The sequence below is a fragment of the Sanguibacter keddieii DSM 10542 genome, from assembly GCF_000024925.1.
Lineage (GTDB): Bacteria > Actinomycetota > Actinomycetes > Actinomycetales > Cellulomonadaceae > Sanguibacter > Sanguibacter keddieii.
In genome coordinates this window covers 2,602,167-2,622,013 of the sequence record NC_013521.1, presented here as the reverse complement: position 1 = coordinate 2,622,013, position 19,847 = coordinate 2,602,167, and the positions used below count along the sequence as shown (strand labels likewise).

Here is a 19,847-nt window from a genome sequence, read left to right as displayed (position 1 = left end):
CCAGTCAGGAGTTCAGATGTCCTACCTCGTGGGCGTGCTCGTCATCCTCGCCGGGCTCCTCGTCTCGATCGCCCTCCACGAGGTCGGCCACATGGTCCCGGCCAAGAGGTTCGGCGTCCGCGTCAGCCAGTACATGGTCGGCTTCGGCCCGACGCTGTGGTCCCGCACGCGGGGCGAGACGGAGTACGGGCTCAAGGCCATCCCGCTCGGCGGGTACGTGCGCCTCGTCGGCATGTACCCCCCGGGGGACCCGCGTGCCGAGCGGAAGACGGGGCGCATCGCCGAGCTCGTCCAGTCGGCGCGCGACGCGAGCGCGGAGGAGATCGTCCCGGGGGAGGAGCACCGGGCCTTCTACAACCTCTCGGCCCCGAAGAAGCTCGTCGTCATGCTCGGCGGGCCGTTCATGAACCTCGTGATCGCCGCGGTGCTCTTCACCGTCGTCGTGGTCGGCTTCGGTGCCTTCGGCCCGACGACCACGCTGGCGTCGGTGTCCCAGTGCGTCCTGCCCGTGGGTGCCCCGGCCGACGCCGAGTGCACCGAGGGCTCAGAGCTGGCCCCGGCAGCGGCTGCGGGGCTGCTCCCGGGAGACACCATCGTCGAGTTCGGGGGGGTGGCCACGACCGGATGGGACGAGCTGGCCGCGCAGATCAGCGCCGCGGGCGGTACGCCCACGGAGGTGGTCGTCGAGCGTGACGGCCAGCGGGTCGAGTCGGTCGTCACCCCTGTCGTCGCAGACCGCCCCACCACGGACGCGTCCGGCGCCGCGGTGCTCGACAGCGACGGGGAGCCGGTGACCCGGAGCGTCGGCTTCCTCGGGATCAGCCCCACGCAGGGTCTCGAGCCGCAGCCGGTGACCGTCGTCCCGGGCATGCTCTGGGACCGGCTCGTCCAGACCGCACAGGTGATCGTCACCCTCCCCGAGCGCATGGTCGACATCACCCAGGTCGCCTTCGGCCTCGAGGAGCGCGACCCGACCTCCGTCGTGGGCCCCGTGGGCGTGGGACGGTTCGCGGGTGAGATCGCGTCGGTGCAGATCGACGGGTACGACACCGCGCTGCGCACCGCGGACCTCATCATGATGGTCGCGGGGCTCAACATCGCGCTGTTCGCCTTCAACCTCATCCCGCTGCTCCCGCTCGACGGGGGCCACGTCGTGGGTGCCCTGTACGAGGGGGCGCGCCGCCAGGTGGCGCGGGTCCGGGGCCGCCCGCGCCCGGCGCCTGCGGACACCGCCCGCATGATGCCGCTCGCCTACGGCGTGTTCGTGGTCATGGCGGCGATGGGCGCGCTCATCGCGTACGTCGACGTCGTCAGACCCGTCCAGCTCATGTGAGGTCTGTGGAGGACCGCGTCACATCGGACACAACGGCGCTGCCGGGGTGCGCCGGACCGCCACGGAGAGGGATACTGGTCAGGTGAGCCTCCCGATCAGCCTTGGTATGCCCGAAGCACCTCCGCCCGTCCTCGCCCCGCGACGACCCACCCGCAAGATCAAGGTGGGCAAGGTGGACGTCGGCGGCGACGCCCCGGTGAGCGTGCAGTCCATGTGCACCACGCCGACCACCGACATCAACGCGACCCTCCAGCAGATCGCGGAGCTGACGGCCTCGGGCTGCGACATCGTGCGTGTCGCGGTGCCGAGCCAGGACGACGCCCTCGCGCTCCCGGCGATCGCCAGGAAGTCGCAGATCCCCGTGATCGCGGACATCCACTTCCAGCCCAAGTACGTCTACGCGGCGATCGACGCCGGCTGTGCCGCGGTGCGCGTGAACCCGGGCAACATCCGCAAGTTCGACGACCAGGTCAAGCAGATCGCGAACGCCGCCCGTGACGCGGGCGTCTCGATCCGTATCGGCGTCAACGCCGGGTCGCTCGACCCGCGGATCATGGCCAAGTACGGCAAGGCGACTCCCGAGGCGCTCGTCGAGTCGGCCGTCTGGGAGGCGTCGCTCTTCGAGGAGCACGACTTCCACGACTTCAAGATCTCGGTCAAGCACAACGACCCCGTGGTCATGGTGCGCGCCTACGAGCTGCTCTCGCAGGCCGGCGACTGGCCGCTGCACCTCGGTGTCACCGAGGCAGGTCCGGCCTTCCAGGGCACCATCAAGTCCGCGACCGCCTTCGGCGCGCTGCTCTCGCAGGGCATCGGCGACACGATCCGCGTCTCGCTGTCCGCCCCGCCGGTCGAGGAGGTCAAGGTCGGCATCCAGATCCTCCAGTCGCTCAACCTCCGGCCCCGCAAGCTCGAGATCGTCTCGTGCCCGTCGTGCGGGCGCGCCCAGGTCGACGTGTACACGCTCGCCGAGAAGGTCACCGCCGGTCTCGAGGGCCTCGAGGTCCCGCTCCGCGTGGCCGTCATGGGCTGCGTCGTGAACGGCCCCGGCGAGGCTCGCGAGGCCGACCTGGGCGTGGCCTCGGGCAACGGCAAGGGACAGATCTTCGTCAAGGGCGAGGTCGTCAAGACCGTCCCCGAGGCGCTGATCGTCGAGACGCTCATCGAAGAGGCCATGCGCATCGCCGAGACCATGGAGCGCCCCGCCGAGGGCGGCGCCCCGGTCGTCTCGGTCGGCTGACCCACGGCCCGGGCGCCCGGGCCGAGCACCACACAGAGGCACCACGCCGCGCACCGTGCGCTGCGCCCGGCCGGAGGAGGTCGAGTTGACGAGCGTCCGTACGCGAACGCCTGACGTGAGCAGGCCCGCGGTGAGGATCCTGTCGGACGTGGACCTCCCCGAGATGATGGCGCTGTGCGCCGTCGACCCTGTCGGCTCTGTGCTCGCCGCGTCCCGCGTCGAGGCTGCCCTCGTCGACGGCTTCGCGCGGACCGGCGGGCAGGCCTGGGGCTTCCCCGCGCAGGGGCCGCTGGTGGCGACGTGCTGGGCGGGTGCCAACCTCGTGCCGGTGGTGCCGTCCCCCGACACGGAGGTGCTCGACGCCTTCGCCGCCCAGGCGCGGGCGCAGGGACGTCGGTGCTCGTCGATCGTGGGGCCGGCGGTCGCGGCCCTCGGGCTGTGGCGTCGGCTCGAGGCCGACTGGGGCCCGGCCCGCTCGGTGCGTACCGAGCAGCCGTCGATGGTCATGCAGGGGGAGCTTCTGGTCGAGCCCGACCCCGACGTGCGGACCTCGACCGCGGAGGACATGCCCGACCTCCTGCCCGCCTGCGTGCGCATGTTCGAGGAAGAGGTCGGCTACTCGCCCATGACCTACTCGGCACGTGCCTACGAAGAGCGCGTCGCGTCGCTGGTGCACGACCGGCGGTCCTTCCTCTCCCGCGCGCACGAGCCCGACGGCCGCATCGTCTTCAAGGCCGAGATCGGGGCGCTCACGCGTGACGTCGCCCAGGTCCAGGGGGTCTGGGTCGACCCGCTCGACCGCGGCACGGGCCGGGCAGCGCCCGGCATGGCAGCGGTCGTCCGGCACGTGCTCGCGGCGCCCGGCCGTACGGTGTCGCTCTACGTCAACAGCTTCAACGAGCGGGCTCTGGCGACCTATCGCAGGGTGGGCTTCGAGCAGGTCGGGACCTACGCGACCGTCCTGTTCTGAACATGCAGGACGAGCGTGTACAGACCTGCCACGCTCACGCACTAGGCTCGTCCCATGCTGCTGCGTCTCTCGACACTGTTCGTCCGTACCCTGCGTGAGGACCCGGCTGACGCCGAGGTCGCGAGCCACCGTCTGCTGGTGCGCGCGGGGTACATCCGCCGTGCCGCCCCCGGGATCTACACCTGGCTGCCGCTCGGCCTGCGGGTGCTCGCCAAGGTCGAGGCCGTGGTCCGCGAGGAGATGCAGGCGGCTGGTGCCCAGGAGGTCCACTTCCCGGCGCTCCTGCCCCGCGAGCCCTACGAGGCGACCGGGCGCTGGACCGAGTACGGCCCGAACCTCTTCCGCCTGAAGGACCGTCGTGACAACGACTACCTCCTGGCGCCCACCCACGAGGAGATGTTCACGCTCCTCGTCAAGGACCTGTACTCCTCGTACAAGGACCTCCCGGTGACGCTCTTCCAGGTGCAGACCAAGTACCGCGACGAGGCGCGCCCGCGCGCCGGGCTCATCCGCGGTCGTGAGTTCGTCATGAAGGACGCGTACTCCTTCGACGTCGACGACGCCGGGCTCGAGGCCTCGTACCTCGTGCAGCGTGCCGCGTACGAGAAGATCTTCACGCGGCTCGGCCTCGAGTACGTCGTGGTCGCGGCCACCTCCGGCGCTATGGGTGGCTCGCGCAGCGAGGAGTTCCTGCACCCGACCGCCATCGGTGAGGACACCTTCGTGCGCTCTCCCGGTGGCTACGCCGCCAACGTCGAGGCCGTGACGACCATCGTCCCGCCCGAGGTCGACGCCTCGGACGCCCCCGCCGCGCACGTCGAGGCCACGCCGGACACCCCCACCATCGAGTCGCTCGTGGCGGTCGCCAACGCCGAGCACCCCCGCTCGGACGGTCGCGCGTGGACCGCTGCCGACACGCTCAAGAACGTGGTCCTCGCCGTCGTCCAGCCCGACGGGACGCGCGAGCTCCTCGTCGTCGGCCTCCCGGGCGACCGCGAGGTCGACCTCAAGCGCCTCGAGGCGGCCCTCGCGCCCGCCGAGGCCGAGCCTGCCGGCGACGGCGACTTCGCCAAGAACCCGGTCCTGGTCAAGGGGTACATCGGCCCGCAGGTCCTCGGGCGTGCCCACACCGGTGACGAGACGGCGATCCGCTACCTCGTGGACCCCAGGGTCGTGGCCGGGACGCGCTGGATCACCGGGGCCAACGAGCCCGGCAAGCACGTGTTCGACCTGGTGGCCGGACGGGACTTCGTCGCCGACGGCACCGTCGAGTGCGCCGAGGTCCGGGCCGGCGACCCGGCCCCGGACGGCTCGGGCCCCCTCGAGCTCGCCCGTGGGATCGAGATCGGTCACATCTTCCAGCTCGGTCGCAAGTACGCGGACGCGCTCGGGCTCAAGGTGCTGGACGTCAACGGCAAGCAGGTCACCGTGACGATGGGCTCGTACGGCATCGGCGTGACGCGTGCGCTCGCCGCCCTGGCCGAGGCCAACCACGACGAGAAGGGCCTCGCCTGGCCGGCGCACGTCGCCCCGGCGCACGTGCACGTCGTGGCCACCGGCAAGGACCCGGCGGTCTTCGCGGCGGCCGAGACGATCGCGCAGGAGCTCTCGGCCCAGCGGGTCGAGGTGCTCTACGACGACCGCCCCAAGGTGTCGCCCGGCGTGAAGTTCGCGGACGCCGAGCTGCTCGGGGTGCCGCTCGTGGTGGTCGTGGGACGCGGGCTGGCCGACGGCGTGGTCGAGGTCCGGCCGCGGGTCGGCGGAGAGGCCGTCTCCGTGCCTGTCGCCGAGGCAGCCCAGCGCGTCGTGGAGATGGTCGAGGCTCTCTGAGCCACGGCTCAGCCACCGCTGCGCCTCAGCAGCACATGAGCAGCACATAAGCAGGGCCGGTCACGACGGACGTGACCGGCCCTGCTGGCGTCTCGGAGCGGCTCGGCGTCAGCCGGCGAGCTCGGGCATGCCGGGGAAGGTGCTCGCGGGTGCTCCCCAGGACCTCGAGGAGAGGTGTGCGTCCGCCAGGAGGTCGAGCATCGAGGACCGGGCGTCGGCGTCGACCTGGCCGACGAAGGTCGCGTAGGCGTCCGCGAGGTCGGCCTCGATCTCCGCGGCGCGCGTGACCATCGAGTCGCGCGAGGCGAGCGTCGGGGTCCCATCGGCGATCGTGCCGAGGTCGTAGGCCACCTCCCTCGGGTCGGTGGCCGCTCCGTCGAGCGAGGCGAGCACTGCCCAGCCCTGGGCCCGCTCACGGTGCTCTGCGGCGCGGTCGCGGGCCGCCGTCCGGTCACCGTCGGCCAGGCGGGCGGCCATGACCTCGTAGGCGTAGCCCGCGGCGTCCTCGGCCCGCACGACCGTGACGAGGTCGGCTGCGGAGAGGTTCTTGGGCAGCGTGGTCGGGAGCGTGGTCGTGAAGGACTCGGGTGCCGGGGCGTCGAGGCCGGAGAGGGCCGCGAGCGAGCGTGCCTGGTCGAGGTGCGAGGTCGCGACCGAGGCGTAGAGGCGGGCGAGCGCGGGGTCGCGCGGAGTACCGATCGAGGCCCGGGTGCGGTCGGCGGACTGCGTGAGGACGGTGAGCAGGCGGGGGACCGACGGTGCCGGGTCGGTCGTCGTCGAGCCGGTGGGCTCGTCGGTCGGGCTCGCCGCGACCGACGGGTCGATGGTGCCCTCGTCGTCGGTGACCGAGCCGGGCGCCAGGGCGGTCTGACCGTCTGCGGCGTCGTGCGAGCTGGTGCCGGCCGGGTCGCCGCCCTCACCCTCGACGCCCGAGACGTACTCCCCGCCGAGGGCCTCGGCCTGCGCGGTCGCGCTCGCGTCGATCTCCTCGAGCAGCGCGACCACGGGGGAGGCGGGGTCGACGGTCGGGATCGTCAGGCGGGCCTCCGGCCCCACGAGCAGGACGTCGGCGACGGCCGCCTGCCGCGAGATCTCGTCGGCGTCGGGGACGAGCGCGGCGGGCGCCGGGCTCTCGAGCCTGATGCCGCAGCCGGCCACGGTGGCGAGGGCGAGGACTGTGCTGATGATCACGGTCAGGAGCGTCCGTGCGCGGCGTCGCCGCGGTGCCGGGCGGGGGTGCCCGGAGGCGGCGTCGACGGCGGGCGGGGGCTGGATATCCGCGGCGGTGTTCATCGCCCCTGATGATGCCACGCCGTCGGTCCTGGGCCGGCTCGCCGTGCCGCGGTGCGCTGTCAGGCGGCGGCGCACCGGGCCCCGGCGAGGTCGTCGGCGGTCGGGCCGTCCGGCGTCGGTCGGAGGACTCGGTACGCTTGGTCCGAGAACAACAGCACACCGGTCTGATCCATGCCTGGTGGGCTGTGGAGCCGACAGGGAGTGAAGAGATGGCAGCATCGCCGATCGCTGAGCAGGTGGCGGACGCGGTCCGACCAGGGGTCGAGAGCGCAGGGCTCGTCCTGGAGGACGTCCAGGTGGCCCCGGCGGGCGCACGCACCGTCGTGCGGGTCGTGCTCGACCTCACGGAGGACCAGACGGGTGCCCTCGGCCTCGACCAGGTCGCCGAGGTCTCGCGGGTCATCTCCGACACGCTCGACACCCTCCCCGCGCTCCCCGGCAAGTTCACGCTCGAGGTGACCTCGCCCGGGACGAGCCGCCCGCTCACCGAGCTGCGCCACTTCAAGCGCGCGCGGACACGTCTCGTGGCGGTGACCCTCGTCGAGGGCGCGCCGTTCACCGAGCGCCTGACCTCGGTCGAGGACGAGGTCCTCGTGTTCGAGGGCGCCGACGGCGCACCGCACGAGGTGCCCTTCGCGGCCGTGAGCAGCGGGCAGGTCGAGGTCGAGCTCAAGCGGGCCGCCTCGGTCGACGAGAGCGACTTCGAAGACTTCGACGGTTCGGAAGACACCGACCGCACAGATGGTGAGGGCTGAGATGGACATCGACATGAGCGCGCTGCGCCTCCTCGAGCGCGAGCGGGAGATCAGCCTCGACGTGCTGGTCTCCGCGATCGAGCAGGCGCTGGCGCTGGCCTACCAGCGGACCCCGGGCGCGCAGCGCACCGCGCGGGTCGAGATCGACCGCAAGTCCGGCCACGTGACGGTCTGGGCGCGCGAGGACATCGAGACCGAGGAGCCGGTCGAGCCGCGCTACAGCGACGGAGACGACGCCGACGGCACGGAGGACGACGAGGCGCCGACGACCCGTGTCGTCCGCACCCTCGGTCCCGAGTTCGACGACACCCCGACGGACTTCGGCCGCATCGCGACCTCGACGGCTCGTCAGGTGATCATGCAGCGCCTGCGCGACGCCGAGGACGACCAGGTGCTCGGGCAGTTCCGCGACAAGGAGGGTGAGCTCGTCTCGGGCATCATCCAGCAGGGCCGCGACCCGCGCGTCGTGCTCGTGGACGTCGGCGGCACCGAGGCGGTCCTCGGGGCGCACGAGCAGGTGCCGACCGAGAAGTACACGCACGGCGAGCGTCTGCGGTCGTACGTCCTCGACGTGTCGCGCGGCATGAAGGGCCCGCAGATCTCGCTGAGCCGGACGCACCCCAACCTCGTGCGCAAGCTCTTCGAGATGGAGGTCCCCGAGGTCGCCGACGGCTCCGTGGAGATCGTCGCGATCGCCCGCGAGGCCGGGCACCGCACCAAGATGGCGGTGCGGGCACGGGTCTCCGGCCTCAACGCCAAGGGTGCCTGCATCGGCCCGATGGGCTCACGCGTGCGCGCCGTGATGGCCGAGCTGCACGACGAGAAGATCGACATCGTCGACTGGAACGACGACCCTGCGGCCTTCGTGGCGAGCGCGCTGTCGCCGGCGACTGTGATCTCCGTGACGGTCGTGGACGCCGACGCCCGCGCAGCCCGCGTCATCGTGCCGGACTTCCAGCTGTCGCTCGCGATCGGCAAGGAGGGCCAGAACGCCCGTCTGGCCGCGAAGCTCACCGGCTGGCGCATCGACATCCGCTCCGACGGCGGCGGCGCCGAGGGCTCCGACGACGCCTCGACGACGTCCTCGGACCCGCGGTAGGTCGGCACACGTGGGTCGGCACGCTAGACTGGACAGGTCTGGGTCACCACGCCCGGCCTCCTCACGTGTCCCCGTACGGTCCGCTGAGCCCCAGAACCCCGGTTCTGAGCCGGTCGGCCCGGTGCGGACGTGCGTCGGTTGCCGGCAGCGAGATGCCCAGTCGCAGATGATCCGGTTCGTGATGAGCCGGGGAGACGAGGACGGCGCCAGCCCTGGCGTGGTCGCAGACCCCCGGCGCGTACGGTCGGGACGCGGTGCCTGGCTGCACGACGACGCCGGGTGCGCCGAGCGAGCGATCGCCCGGAAGGCGTTCCAGCGTGCACTTCGCGTCCCGCACGACATCGCCATCAACGGCTTGACCATCCCGGTGGACCCATGTCCTCCGGGAGCACGACACGTCGACAAGGAAGCGGGTTAGAAGCCGATGGGCACCCGATGAGTACTCAGCGATGAGTTCCCAGCACTAACGACGGTCCTCCCTGCCTTGGGTGGACCAAGACAGGAGAGTTGTGGCAAAGGTCCGCGTCTACGAGCTCGCAAAAGAGCTCGGGGTGGAGAGCAAGACCATCATGACGAAGCTCACCGAGCTCGGTGAGTTCGTCCGTTCAGCGTCATCGACCATCGAGCCCCCCGTGGTTCGCAAGCTGCGCGACGCCTTCCCGGCGGCGCAGCAGGACGGTGCAGCCAAGCCCGCGGCGAGCAAGCCGTCCGGCCCTCGTCCCGGGAAGCCGGCCCCGGCCGCGCCCGCCCCGAGCGCGCCGGTCGAGCAGGCAGCCCCGGCTGCTGCGCCCGCAGCACCGTCGGCGCCCGCCCCGGCGGCCCCGGCACCCGCACCGGCCGCTCCTGCGGCCGAGAGCACCCCTGCTCCCGAGGCAGCGGCCGAGAAGCCTGCTGCCCCGGCACCGACCGAGACCCCGCGTCCGGCCGCACAGGGTGGCACGCCCGCCCCGCGCCCCGGCACGCCTCGTCCCGGCAACAACCCCTTCGCGACGAGCCAGGGGATGCCGCGTTCTGACAAGCCGCGCTCCGGCACGCCCCGCCCGGGGAACAACCCCTTCGCGACGAGCCAGGGCATGCCCCGGCCCGGACAGCGTCCCGAGCGCACCGAGCGCACGGAGAACGTCAACCCGGCGGCCCCGGCCGCCAACACCGGCGAGCGCACCGGCGGTCCTCGTCCCGGCGCACCGCGTCCGGGTGGGGCACGCCCCAACCCGGGCATGATGCCCGGCCGCAGCGCGGCCGTGGGTCGTCCCGGCGAGCGTGCCGGCGGCGGCGGTGGCCGTCCCGGTGGAGCACCGGGCGGCGCACGCGGTGGGTACCAGGGTCGCCCCGGCGGCGGCTCGGGTGGTCCCGGCGGCGCTCCGGGTGGAGCACCCGGCGGCTTCGCAGGTCGTCCTGGTGGCGGCGGTCGTCCCGGTGGTGCCGGTCGTGGCAGCACCCAGGGTGCCTTCGGCCGTGCCGGTGGGCGTCCCGTCCGAGGACGGAAGTCGAAGCGCGCGAAGCGTCAAGAGTTCGAGCAGATGCAGGCACCGTCGCTCGGTGGTGTGCAGGTCCCTCGCGGGAACGGCAGCACCGTCGTCCGTCTGCGTCACGGCTCGTCCCTCAACGACTTCGCCGACAAGATCGACGCGAACCCCGCGAGCCTCGTCACCGTGCTGTTCCACCTCGGTGAGATGGCCACGGCGACGCAGTCCCTCGACGAGGACACCTTCGGGTCGCTCGCCGCAGAGCTCGGCTACGTCATCGAGATGGTCTCGGCCGAGGAAGAGGACCGCGAGCTGCTCGGCGGCTTCGACATCGACCTCGACGCCGAGCTGGACGCCGAGGGCGACGACGAGCTCGAGGCCCGTCCGCCCGTCGTGACCGTCATGGGTCACGTCGACCACGGTAAGACGCGCCTCCTCGACGCCATCCGCAAGACGGACGTCGTCTCGGGCGAGGCCGGTGGCATCACCCAGCACATCGGTGCCTACCAGGTGCACCACGAGCACGAGGGCGTCGACCGCGCGCTGACCTTCATCGACACCCCGGGTCACGAGGCGTTCACCGCCATGCGTGCACGTGGTGCGCAGGTCACCGACATCGCGATCCTCGTGGTCGCGGCCGACGACGGCGTGATGCCGCAGACGATCGAGGCGCTCAACCACGCCCAGGCCGCCGGCGTGCCGATCGTGGTCGCGGTGAACAAGATCGACAAGGAGTCGGCCAACCCCGACAAGATCCGCCAGCAGCTCACGGAGTACAACCTCGTGGCCGAGGAGTACGGCGGCGACACCATGTTCGTCAACGTCTCCGCACGCCAGGGGCTGCACATCGAGGACCTCCTCGACGCCGTGCTGCTCACCGCCGACGCGGCCCTCGACCTGCGGGCCAACCCGGACAAGGACGCTCGCGGTGTCGCCATCGAGGCGAACCTCGACAAGGGACGCGGTGCCGTCGCGACGGTGCTCGTCCAGTCGGGCACGCTGCGCGTCGGCGACTCGATCGTCGCCGGGACGGCCTACGGCCGTGTCCGTGCGATGTTCGACGAGCACGGCGAGCCCGTCGAGGAAGCCACCCCGGCCCGCCCGGTCATGGTCCTCGGCCTCACGTCGGTGCCGCGCGCCGGTGACACGTTCCTCGTGGCTCCGGACGACCGCACGGCCCGTCAGATCGCCGAGAAGCGTGAGGCGGCCGAGCGTGCAGCCCTCCTGGCCAAGCGTCGCAAGCGCATCAGCCTCGAGGACTTCACCCAGGCGCTCCAGCAGGGCAAGGTCGAGACCCTCAACCTCGTCCTCAAGGGCGACGTCTCCGGTGCCGTCGAGGCGCTCGAGGACGCGCTGCTCAAGATCGACGTGGGCGACGAGGTCGACCTGCGTGTCATCCACCGCGGCGTCGGTGCGATCACGCAGAACGACGTCAACCTCGCGACGGTCGACAACGCGATCATCATCGGCTTCAACGTGAAGACCGGCGAGCGCGTGGCCGAGCTCGCCGACCGTGAGGGAGTGGACATCAAGTTCTACTCCGTCATCTACCAGGCGATCGACGACGTCGAGGCTGCTCTCAAGGGCATGCTCAAGCCGGAGTACGAAGAGGCTCAGCTCGGCACCGCCGAGGTCCGCGAGATCTTCCGTTCCTCGAAGTTCGGGAACATCGCGGGTTGCCTCGTCCGGTCCGGCACGATCCGTCGCAACACCAAGGCGCGCGTGCTCCGTGGTGGGACGGTCGTCGAGGACAACCTCTCGGTCGAGTCGCTCAAGCGCTTCAAGGACGACGCCACCGAGGTCCGCGAGGGCTACGAGTGCGGTATCGGCCTCGGGTCCTACAACGACCTGCGTGTCGACGACGTCATCGAGACCTTCGAGATGCGCGAGAAGCCGCGCTCGTAAGGCCTCACCCAGCCGGCCTGCGTCGGGCGCACCCTCGAGGTGCGCCCGACGCAGGCCGGCGTCTTCATCTCATCTGCCAGAAGTGCACGTGCAGCGCAGGACCGGCTGCAGGACGAAAGGAACCGTCATGGTCGACCACCCCAGGGCACGCAAGCTCGCCGACCGCATCCAGGTCATCGTCGCCCAGATGCTCGACACCCGGATCAAGGACCCGCGCCTGGGCTTCGTGACGGTGACGGACGTCCGCGTGACGGGCGACCTGCAGAACGCCTCGGTCTTCTACACCGTCATGGGTGACGAGGAGTCGCGGGCCGGGACGGCCGCCGCCCTCGAGAGCGCCAAGGGCATGATCCGCTCCGAGGTCGGCAAGCAGACCGGGATCCGCCTCACGCCGACCCTCGAGTTCCACCTCGACTCGGTCCCCGAGATCGCCGAGAAGTTCGGCGAGGCGCTGCTCGAGGCACGACGCCGCGACGCCGAGCTCGTCGCCCTGCGCGAGAACGCGACCTACGCCGGCGACGAGGACCCGTACAAGCACGGCGAGGACGAGGACGGCGAGGGCGACGTGCCCGCCCCCGCTCCCACCGCCTGAACCACGCAGGTACGGAGATCTCATGACGCACGAGACACCGACCACCGGCCCCCGTGCGCGGGCAGACCGTCCGGTCCGCCCGCGCAGGCCCACCGCGCCTGACGGGCTCGTGCTCGTCGACAAGCCGGCGGGCTGGACGAGCCACGACGTCGTCGCGCGGACCCGCGGACTGGCCGGGACCCGCAAGGTCGGCCACGCCGGGACCCTCGACCCGATGGCGACCGGGGTGCTGGTCCTCGGTGTCGGGCGCGCGACGCGGCTGCTGACGTACGTGGTCGGCACCGACAAGGAGTACACCGCGACGATCCGCCTCGGGCAGGCGACCACCACGGACGACGCCGAGGGCGAGATGCTGACCACCCCCGGTGCCGCGGGAGTCGCTGCCGACGCCGTCGCCGCAGGGATCGCCCGCCTCACCGGTGAGATCCAGCAGGTCCCGAGCTCGGTGAGCGCCATCAAGGTGGACGGCAAGCGCGCCTACGCGCTCGTCCGGTCGGGCGCCGACGTGGCCCTCGACGCCCGCACGGTGACGATCAGCCGCTTCGACGTGCACGCGGTGCGTGAGGTCGAGGTGACGGTCGAGGGCGACAGCGAGGCCGGGACGGCCACCACCACGACCACCGTGCTCGACGTCGACGTGACCGTGGTCTGCTCGTCGGGCACCTACATCCGTGCCCTGGCGCGTGACCTCGGGGCAGACCTGGGCGTCGGGGGCCACCTCACCGCGCTGCGCCGGACGCGCGTCGGCGGGTACACGCTCGACGCGGCCAGGTCGTTCGAGGAGCTGGAGTCCCAGGCCGACGCCGACGGCACGCTGGCGACCCTCCCGCTGGCCGACGCGGCCCGGGGGACCTTCCCGGTGCGGGTGCTCACGGCCGAGGAGGTCGTCGCGCTCTCGTACGGGCAGTGGCTCGAGCCGACCGGCGCCTCCGGGACGACCGCGGCGCTCTCGCCCGAGGACGAGCTCGTCGCCCTCGTCGAGGACGTCACGCGCAGCGGCCACGTCAAGGCGAAGCCGGTCATCGTCTTCGCGCCGTCCCAGGCGTCCACCTAGGTCGACGCCCGCCGCCCCGGCACGGGCGGATTGCGCCCCGTCGAGCCCGGCGTGGCACCCTAGTCCAGGCGTGCCTCGCACGCCGACCAGCCCGTCACCGGTCAGGGACACTGATCCGGACATCGCTCGAGGAGCCTTCAGTGCAGCTGTGGACCGACCTGGACCAGATCCCCGCGGGGGTCGGACCGTCCGTCGTGACGATCGGCAACTTCGACGGCGTCCACGCGGGTCACGTCGAGGTCCTGGGTCGCCTCGTCCAGCGCGCCGCCGAGCTCGAGGCGGTCTCCGTGGCCATCACCTTCGACCCGCACCCGGCCCAGGTGCATCGCCCCGACGAGGCCCCACCGCTCATCACCGGGCTCCAGGACCGCCTGCTGCTCCTCGAGGAGACCGGCATCGACGCGGTCCTCGTGCTGCCGTACTCGCTGGCCCTCGCCGGCCTGACGCCCGAGGAGTTCGTCTCGCGGTACATCGTCGACGCGCTCGGTGCCGTGTGCGTCGCCGTCGGCCGCGACGTCCGCTTCGGGCTCGGCAACTCAGGGTCGCTCGAGACCATGGTCTCGCTGGGGGAGCGCTACGGCTTCGTGGTCGACGTCATCCAGGACGTCGGAGACGGACCGGCCCCGCGCTGGTCGTCGAGCGCGGTCCGTGAGCTGCTGCTGGCCGGTGACGTCGCCGGTGCCGCGCAGATCCTCGGCCGCCCGCACCGCCTGCGCGGCGAGGTCGTGCACGGCGACGCCCGGGGCCGCGACCTCGGGTTCCCCACGGCGAACCTCAGCCAGGACGCGCAGGGCATCGTGCCGGCGGACGGCGTCTACGCAGGCTGGGTGCGTCGTCCCACGTCTGCAGACCCGACCCCGCTCCCTGCGGCGATCTCGATCGGGACCAACCCGACCTTCGACGGCCTCCAGCGCCGCGTCGAGGCCTACGTGCTCGACCGCACCGACCTCGACCTGTACGGCGAGGAGATCCTCGTCGAGCTCGTCGAGCGGCTGCGGCCGACCCTGAGGTTCGACGGGCTGGACGCGCTCGTCGAGCAGATGACGGCCGACGTGGTCCAGGCACGGGACATCCTGCTCCCTGTCGCGCCTGCGACCGACGGTTCCGGCACAGGCACCACGGAGGGCTAGCCCGTGCACGGCGGGGGCGTGGGCGATGTCGTCGTCGAGACGAGCGGCCTCGAGGTGGGATACGGCGACGTCCGGGTGTGCGCACCTGTCGACCTCGTCCTGCGCCGCGGGGAGAGCCTCGCGGTGATCGGGGCCAACGGCAGCGGGAAGTCCACCGTGCTGCGCACCGTCCTCGGCCTGCTGCCCCCGCTCGGAGGACAGGTCGAGGTCCTCGGCCGGGAGGTCGACGAGCGCGACCGGCGGTTCCGTGCTGCGGTCGCGGGGGTGCTCGACGCCGACGCGTACTTCCCCGGGCTCACCACGCGCGAGCACCTCGTCCTCACCGCCCGCGGCTTCGGCGTCGCCGAGGCGGGCCGTGTCGTGGACGAGGTCCTCGAGGTCGTCGGCATCGCCCACCAGGGCGACACGCTCCCCGACGCGCTGTCCTCGGGGCAGCGACGTCGCCTGCTCCTCGCGTCAGGGTTCGTCCGCCCCCGTGAGCTCCTCGTCCTCGACGAGCCCGAGCAGCGGCTGGACGTGCGGATGCGCCGGACCCTCGCCCGGCTGCTCCGGGACGAGACCGCTCGCGGGGGCGCCGTCCTCTACGCCACGCACGACGAGACGCTGCTGCGCGAGACCGGGAGCCCCGCCCTGCTCGTCGCCGAGGAGGAGTCGCGGGTGCTGTCCTCGGCAGAGGCCTGCGAGCTCCTCGCAGCCGGGCTCTGAGACGTGCACCCGCTGGTCACCGACCCGTCGGAGCAGCTCTCCGGGCGTGAGCTCCGCCGCCTCACGGCGCGGGCCGCCGCGGCGCGCTCCGGCTCGGGCGCGGCTGAGGTCCTCAGCACCGTCGCCTCCGCGGTCGTGTGCACGGCGGTCGTGGTCGGGCTGGTCGTGGGGGCCGCCGACGCGGTCCGCGGCGTCCTGACGCTCCCCGGAGCAGGGGACGCAGCGGCACCTGTCCTGTCCCTCGGCGTCGTGCGTCTCCTGCTCTGGGCCGCGGTCGCCGCGCTGGCGGGGAGCCTCGCCGCACGCCTCGGTCCGGTCGGGGTCTCGGACGCCGGGCTGCGCTGGTGGGTCCCCACCGCGGTGGACCGGTCGGGGCTGCTCGTCGGGAGCTGGTGGGCTGCGCTCGGGGCCTGGGCCGTCGGTACCTCTGTCGCCGCGACCCTGGTGGCGGTGGTCACCGGGATGCCGCCGACCCTGGGGACGCTCGGGGCAGTCTCGCTGCTCGGCGCGGCGACAGGGGCGCTGGTGGTCGCGTCGGTCGGCCTGCTCCAGGCCGGTGGTCGTGGGCGCCCTGCGCAGCGCGTCGCCGACGGGCTGGTCGCGCTCGTGCCGCTGCTCGGGGCGGTCGCCGTGGTGGTGGGTGGCGTCCGCCCGGACCTGGACGTGCCGGCTGCTGCCGACCGGGCCGGGGGAGCGGCAGGTCTCGACGCGCTGAGCCCACCCGTCGCCCTCGTCGTGACCCTCCTGGTCGCTGCGTCGGCTCTCGTGGCGGCGGTGGTCTGGCGGCGCACGCTCGGCCGCGTCGAGGCCTCTGTGCTGGCGGAGCGCGCCGGCACCGCGCAGCACGTGGGGGCGTCGGCGCTGTCGCTCGACACGCGCGAGCTCGCCCGGGCGCTCGGTCGCGGTCGTCCCGGCCGGCCTCGACGTGCGTCCCGTCGGCTGCGGCTCGCGCGCGGACCGGCGTCAGCGCTGCTGCACTCCGAGGTGCTCGCGCTCGTCCGGGCTCCGGGGGTGCTGCTCGGGACCGCCGCGCTCGCCGGCGCCGCCGTGGTGGCGCAGCAGGTCCCGGCGCTCGGTTCCGGAGGTGGCCTCGTGGTGGTGGCGGCCGTCGTGGGCCTGCGCGCCGCGCAGGCCGGCGCGCGCGGGGCGGCCGAGGCCGACGTCGTCCCGGCCCTCGACGCGATGCTGCCGCTCGGGTCGCGCAGCACCCGGCTGGTGCGGACCGTCGTGCCCGCCCTGACCTCGGCGGTCGTCGTGGTCACCTCGCTGGCCGCTGCGGTGCGCGGGCTCGACGGCGCGCTCTGGTCCTGGGTCCTGCTGCTCGCCCTCGCAGGGGCAGGGTTCGGGGCCGCCGCGGTGCGCGGCGCCTACCGGAAGCCGCCGGACTGGTCGGCGCCCCTGCTGGCGACCCCGGCGGGCGCGCTCCCCACAGGGGCGGTCGTCTCGGCCGCGCGCGGCCCGGACCTCGCGCTCCTCGTGGTGGTCCCGGTCGGTGTCGCGCTCGTCGCGGGGACCGTCACACCGGTGCTGCTGGTCGCGCAGACGCTCGTGGCCGTCGTCGCGGTGCTCGTGGCGTCGTCCGTGCCGGCGACGGACCAGCGGTAGCGTCCGGAGGAGAGCGTGTCCCGGGCCCTGCGCCGCTGCTCCTGAGCGCTGTCCTGCTGGCACCGCAGCCCTGCTAGACTTGCACAGCCGTTAGATCGGCCGCGGAACCAGAGAGCTCGGGTGGACATGCCCCGGAGCACCGCGCAACGAGAACACACAAGGAGAGCCGTGCCCCTCGACACTGCCACGAAGCAGCGCATCATGACCGAGTTCGCCACGACCGAGGGTGACACCGGTTCGCCCGAGGTCCAGGTCGCGATGCTCACGCAGCGCATCCTCGACCTCACCGAGCACCTCAAGGAGCACAAGCACGACCACCACTCCCGTCGTGGTCTGCTCCTCCTCGTCGGAAAGCGTCGTCGCCTCCTCGGATACCTCCAGAAGGTCGACATCGAGCGCTACCGTACGCTGATCGGCCGTCTCGGCCTGCGTCGCTGATAGCCTGATCACTAGCCCGGTCCCATCTTCTGGGGCCGGGCTAGTTCGGTATCACTGAGGAATCGCTGCACACTCATCACCCACCGTCCGCTTCCGACCGCGTCGTCCGGTCCTCGGTAGTGGCTCACGGACCCGCGCACGCGCGCGAGGAACGTCCGTGGACCTCGATCGAAGACCGCCGCGCGGTGTGCGCCGCGGACACTCGCAGAACAGGAGGGCACCCGTGGAGGGTCCCGAGATCGAGTTCGAAGAAGCAGTCATCGACAACGGGCGCTTCGGCACCCGCACCGTCCGTTTCGAGACGGGCCGCCTGGCCCGCCAGGCAGCCGGCTCGGCCGCCGCGTACCTCGACGGCGAGACGATGCTGCTGTCGGCCACCACGGTCGGCAAGCACCCCAAGGACCAGTTCGACTTCTTCCCGCTGACGGTCGACGTCGAAGAGCGCATGTACGCCGCGGGACGCATCCCCGGCTCGTTCTTCCGCCGCGAGGGTCGCCCCAGCACGGAGGCCATCCTCACGTGCCGCCTCATCGACCGCCCGCTCCGCCCGACCTTCGTCAAGGGCCTGCGCAACGAGGTCCAGGTTGTCGTGACCGTCCTCGCCGCACACCCTGACGACGCGTACGACACCCTCGCGATCAACGTCGCGTCGCTGTCCACCCAGCTCTCCGGCCTGCCGTTCTCCGGCCCGGTCGGCGCGGTGCGCATCGCCCTCGTCGACGGCCAGTGGGTCGCGTTCCCCAAGTACTCCGACAAGGAGAAGGCCGTCTTCGACATGGTCGTCGCCGGTCGTGTCGCCGGGGACGACGTCGCGATCATGATGGTCGAGGCCGAGGCCACCGACAACTCCTGGACCCTCATCAAGGACGAGGGCGTCGCCGCCCCGACCGAGGAGGTCGTGGCCGAGGGCCTCGAGGCCTCGAAGGTCTTCATCCGTCAGCTCTGCGAGGCGCAGGCCGCGCTCGCCGCCCGCGCTGCCAAGCCGGTCCGCGAGTTCCCGCTGTTCCTCGACTACCAGGACGACGCCTACGCCGCGATCGAGGCGCAGGTCGCCACGCCGCTCGGCCAGGCGCTCACCATCGCGGACAAGCAGGACCGCGAGAACCGCCTCGACGAGATCAAGGCAGAGGCCCTCGAGGCCCTCGCCGGTCAGTTCGAGGGGCGCGAGAAGGAACTGTCCGCAGCCGTCCGCTCCGTCACCAAGAAGCTCATCCGCCAGCGCGTCCTCACCGACGGCGTCCGGATCGACGGTCGTGGGCTCGCGGACATCCGCACCCTCTCGGCCGAGGTCGAGGTCGTCCCCCGCGTGCACGGCTCCGCGATCTTCGAGCGTGGCGAGACCCAGATCATGGGCATCACCACCCTCAACATGCTCCGCATGGAGCAGCAGATCGACTCGCTCGGCCCGGAGACGCGCAAGCGCTACATGCACAACTACAACTTCCCGCCGTACTCGACCGGTGAGACCGGCCGTGTGGGAAGCCCCAAGCGTCGTGAGATCGGGCACGGTGCCCTCGCCGAGCGCGCCCTCGTCCCCGTCCTGCCGACCCGCGAGGAGTTCCCCTACGCGATCCGTCAGGTCTCCGAGGCGCTCAGCTCCAACGGGTCCACCTCGATGGGCTCCGTCTGCGCCTCGACCCTCTCGCTGCTCAACGCCGGTGTGCCGCTGCGCGCCCCGGTCGCCGGCATCGCGATGGGCCTCATCTCCGACACGGTCGACGGGAAGCCCCGCTACGCGGCGCTCACCGACATCCTCGGAGCCGAGGACGCCTTCGGCGACATGGACTTCAAGGTCGCCGGTACCCGTGAGTTCGTCACGGCCATCCAGCTCGACACGAAGCTCGACGGCATCCCCGCGTCGGTCCTCGGCGGCGCGCTGACCCAGGCCCGCGACGCCCGCTTCGCCATCCTCGACGTGCTCGGCGAGGCCATCGACGTGCCCGACGAGATGAGCCCGCACGCTCCTCGCGTCATCGCGGTCAAGGTCCCCGTGGACAAGATCGGCGAGGTCATCGGCCCGAAGGGCAAGATGATCAACCAGATCCAGGAGGAGACGGGCGCGGACATCTCCATCGAGGACGACGGCACCGTGTACATCGGTGCCACCGACGGCCCCTCCGCAGAGGCCGCCCGCGCAGCGATCAACGCGATCGCCAACCCCCACGTGCCCGAGGTGGGCGAGCGCTTCGTCGGGACGGTCGTCAAGATCGCTCCCTTCGGTGCCTTCATCTCCCTCTCGCCGGGCAAGGACGGGCTGCTGCACATCAGCCAGATCCGCAAGCTCGTCGGTGGCAAGCGCGTGGAGAACGTCGAGGACGTCCTGTCCATCGGCCAGAAGGTCCAGGTCGAGATCGGCGAGGTCGACCCGCGCGGCAAGCTGTCGCTGCACGCCGTGGTCGACGAGGCCGAGGCTGGGCAGGCTGACACCTGAC

The 19,847-nt window shown here is 72.2% G+C and carries 16 protein-coding genes; 15 read left to right on the top strand and 1 reads right to left on the bottom strand.

Annotated elements, in window-relative coordinates:
* Positions 1 to 16 precede the first annotated feature (16 nt).
* The 4 genes from SKED_RS11545 to SKED_RS11530 all read left to right on the top strand — a co-directional run bounded on the left by SKED_RS11545 (position 17) and on the right by SKED_RS11530 (position 5,373).
* On the top strand, positions 17 to 1,333 hold the full coding sequence (locus tag SKED_RS11545; RefSeq protein ID WP_012867337.1) for a M50 family metallopeptidase: 1,317 nt from the start codon (positions 17 to 19) through the stop codon (positions 1,331 to 1,333).
* Between the two features lie 106 nt (positions 1,334 to 1,439).
* Positions 1,440 to 2,573 (top strand): flavodoxin-dependent (E)-4-hydroxy-3-methylbut-2-enyl-diphosphate synthase, encoded by a 1,134-nt coding sequence (gene ispG, locus SKED_RS11540; protein WP_012867336.1) that lies wholly within the window; start codon positions 1,440 to 1,442, stop codon positions 2,571 to 2,573.
* Between the two features lie 130 nt (positions 2,574 to 2,703).
* On the top strand, positions 2,704 to 3,543 hold the full coding sequence (locus SKED_RS11535; protein WP_245534556.1) for a GNAT family N-acetyltransferase: 840 nt from the start codon (positions 2,704 to 2,706) through the stop codon (positions 3,541 to 3,543).
* 54 nt (positions 3,544 to 3,597) lie between these two features.
* Positions 3,598 to 5,373 (top strand): proline--tRNA ligase, encoded by a 1,776-nt coding sequence (locus SKED_RS11530; protein WP_012867334.1) that lies wholly within the window; start codon positions 3,598 to 3,600, stop codon positions 5,371 to 5,373.
* A 108-nt stretch (positions 5,374 to 5,481) separates the two neighbouring features.
* Here the strand turns inward: SKED_RS11530 and SKED_RS11525 are convergent, their stop codons facing one another.
* A complete protein-coding gene (locus SKED_RS11525; RefSeq protein ID WP_143755721.1) occupies positions 5,482 to 6,684 on the bottom strand; it encodes a ferritin-like domain-containing protein in 1,203 nt (400 codons plus the stop codon).
* A gap of 191 nt (positions 6,685 to 6,875) precedes the next feature.
* Between SKED_RS11525 and SKED_RS11520 the strand changes: the two genes are divergently transcribed.
* From SKED_RS11520 to SKED_RS11475, 11 genes are all read left to right on the top strand, one after another.
* Positions 6,876 to 7,421 (top strand): ribosome maturation factor RimP, encoded by a 546-nt coding sequence (locus tag SKED_RS11520; protein ID WP_012867332.1) that lies wholly within the window; start codon positions 6,876 to 6,878, stop codon positions 7,419 to 7,421.
* Between the two features lies 1 nt (position 7,422).
* On the top strand, positions 7,423 to 8,520 hold the full coding sequence (gene nusA / locus SKED_RS11515) for a transcription termination factor NusA (RefSeq protein ID WP_012867331.1): 1,098 nt from the start codon (positions 7,423 to 7,425) through the stop codon (positions 8,518 to 8,520).
* A 10-nt stretch (positions 8,521 to 8,530) separates the two neighbouring features.
* The gene (locus tag SKED_RS19540; RefSeq protein ID WP_012867330.1) at positions 8,531 to 8,938 is read left to right on the top strand and encodes a YlxR family protein; all 408 of its coding nucleotides are present in this window, start codon (positions 8,531 to 8,533) and stop codon (positions 8,936 to 8,938) included.
* A gap of 91 nt (positions 8,939 to 9,029) precedes the next feature.
* Entirely contained in the window at positions 9,030 to 11,891 is a 2,862-nt protein-coding gene (gene infB / locus SKED_RS11510; protein ID WP_042438005.1) for a translation initiation factor IF-2, read from the top strand.
* A 127-nt stretch (positions 11,892 to 12,018) separates the two neighbouring features.
* Positions 12,019 to 12,483 carry a 30S ribosome-binding factor RbfA gene (gene rbfA / locus SKED_RS11505; protein ID WP_012867328.1) on the top strand — a complete coding sequence of 155 codons (465 nt, stop codon included), beginning with the start codon at positions 12,019 to 12,021 and terminating at the stop codon, positions 12,481 to 12,483.
* A 22-nt stretch (positions 12,484 to 12,505) separates the two neighbouring features.
* Positions 12,506 to 13,537, top strand: a complete 1,032-nt coding sequence (truB, locus tag SKED_RS11500; RefSeq protein ID WP_012867327.1) for a tRNA pseudouridine(55) synthase TruB — start codon at positions 12,506 to 12,508, stop codon at positions 13,535 to 13,537.
* A 140-nt stretch (positions 13,538 to 13,677) separates the two neighbouring features.
* Positions 13,678 to 14,667: a bifunctional riboflavin kinase/FAD synthetase gene (locus tag SKED_RS11495; RefSeq protein ID WP_012867326.1), complete on the top strand. Its 990-nt coding sequence runs from the start codon at positions 13,678 to 13,680 to the stop codon at positions 14,665 to 14,667.
* 18 nt (positions 14,668 to 14,685) lie between these two features.
* On the top strand, positions 14,686 to 15,372 hold the full coding sequence (locus SKED_RS11490) for an ABC transporter ATP-binding protein (protein WP_143755720.1): 687 nt from the start codon (positions 14,686 to 14,688) through the stop codon (positions 15,370 to 15,372).
* A gap of 3 nt (positions 15,373 to 15,375) precedes the next feature.
* A complete protein-coding gene (locus SKED_RS11485; protein ID WP_012867324.1) occupies positions 15,376 to 16,977 on the top strand; it encodes a DUF6297 family protein in 1,602 nt (533 codons plus the stop codon).
* Between the two features lie 168 nt (positions 16,978 to 17,145).
* Entirely contained in the window at positions 17,146 to 17,415 is a 270-nt protein-coding gene (gene rpsO / locus SKED_RS11480) for a 30S ribosomal protein S15 (RefSeq protein ID WP_012867323.1), read from the top strand.
* 223 nt (positions 17,416 to 17,638) lie between these two features.
* Complete coding sequence (locus SKED_RS11475; protein ID WP_012867322.1) at positions 17,639 to 19,846, top strand: polyribonucleotide nucleotidyltransferase; 2,208 nt, start codon at positions 17,639 to 17,641, stop codon at positions 19,844 to 19,846.
* Position 19,847 lies beyond the last annotated feature (1 nt).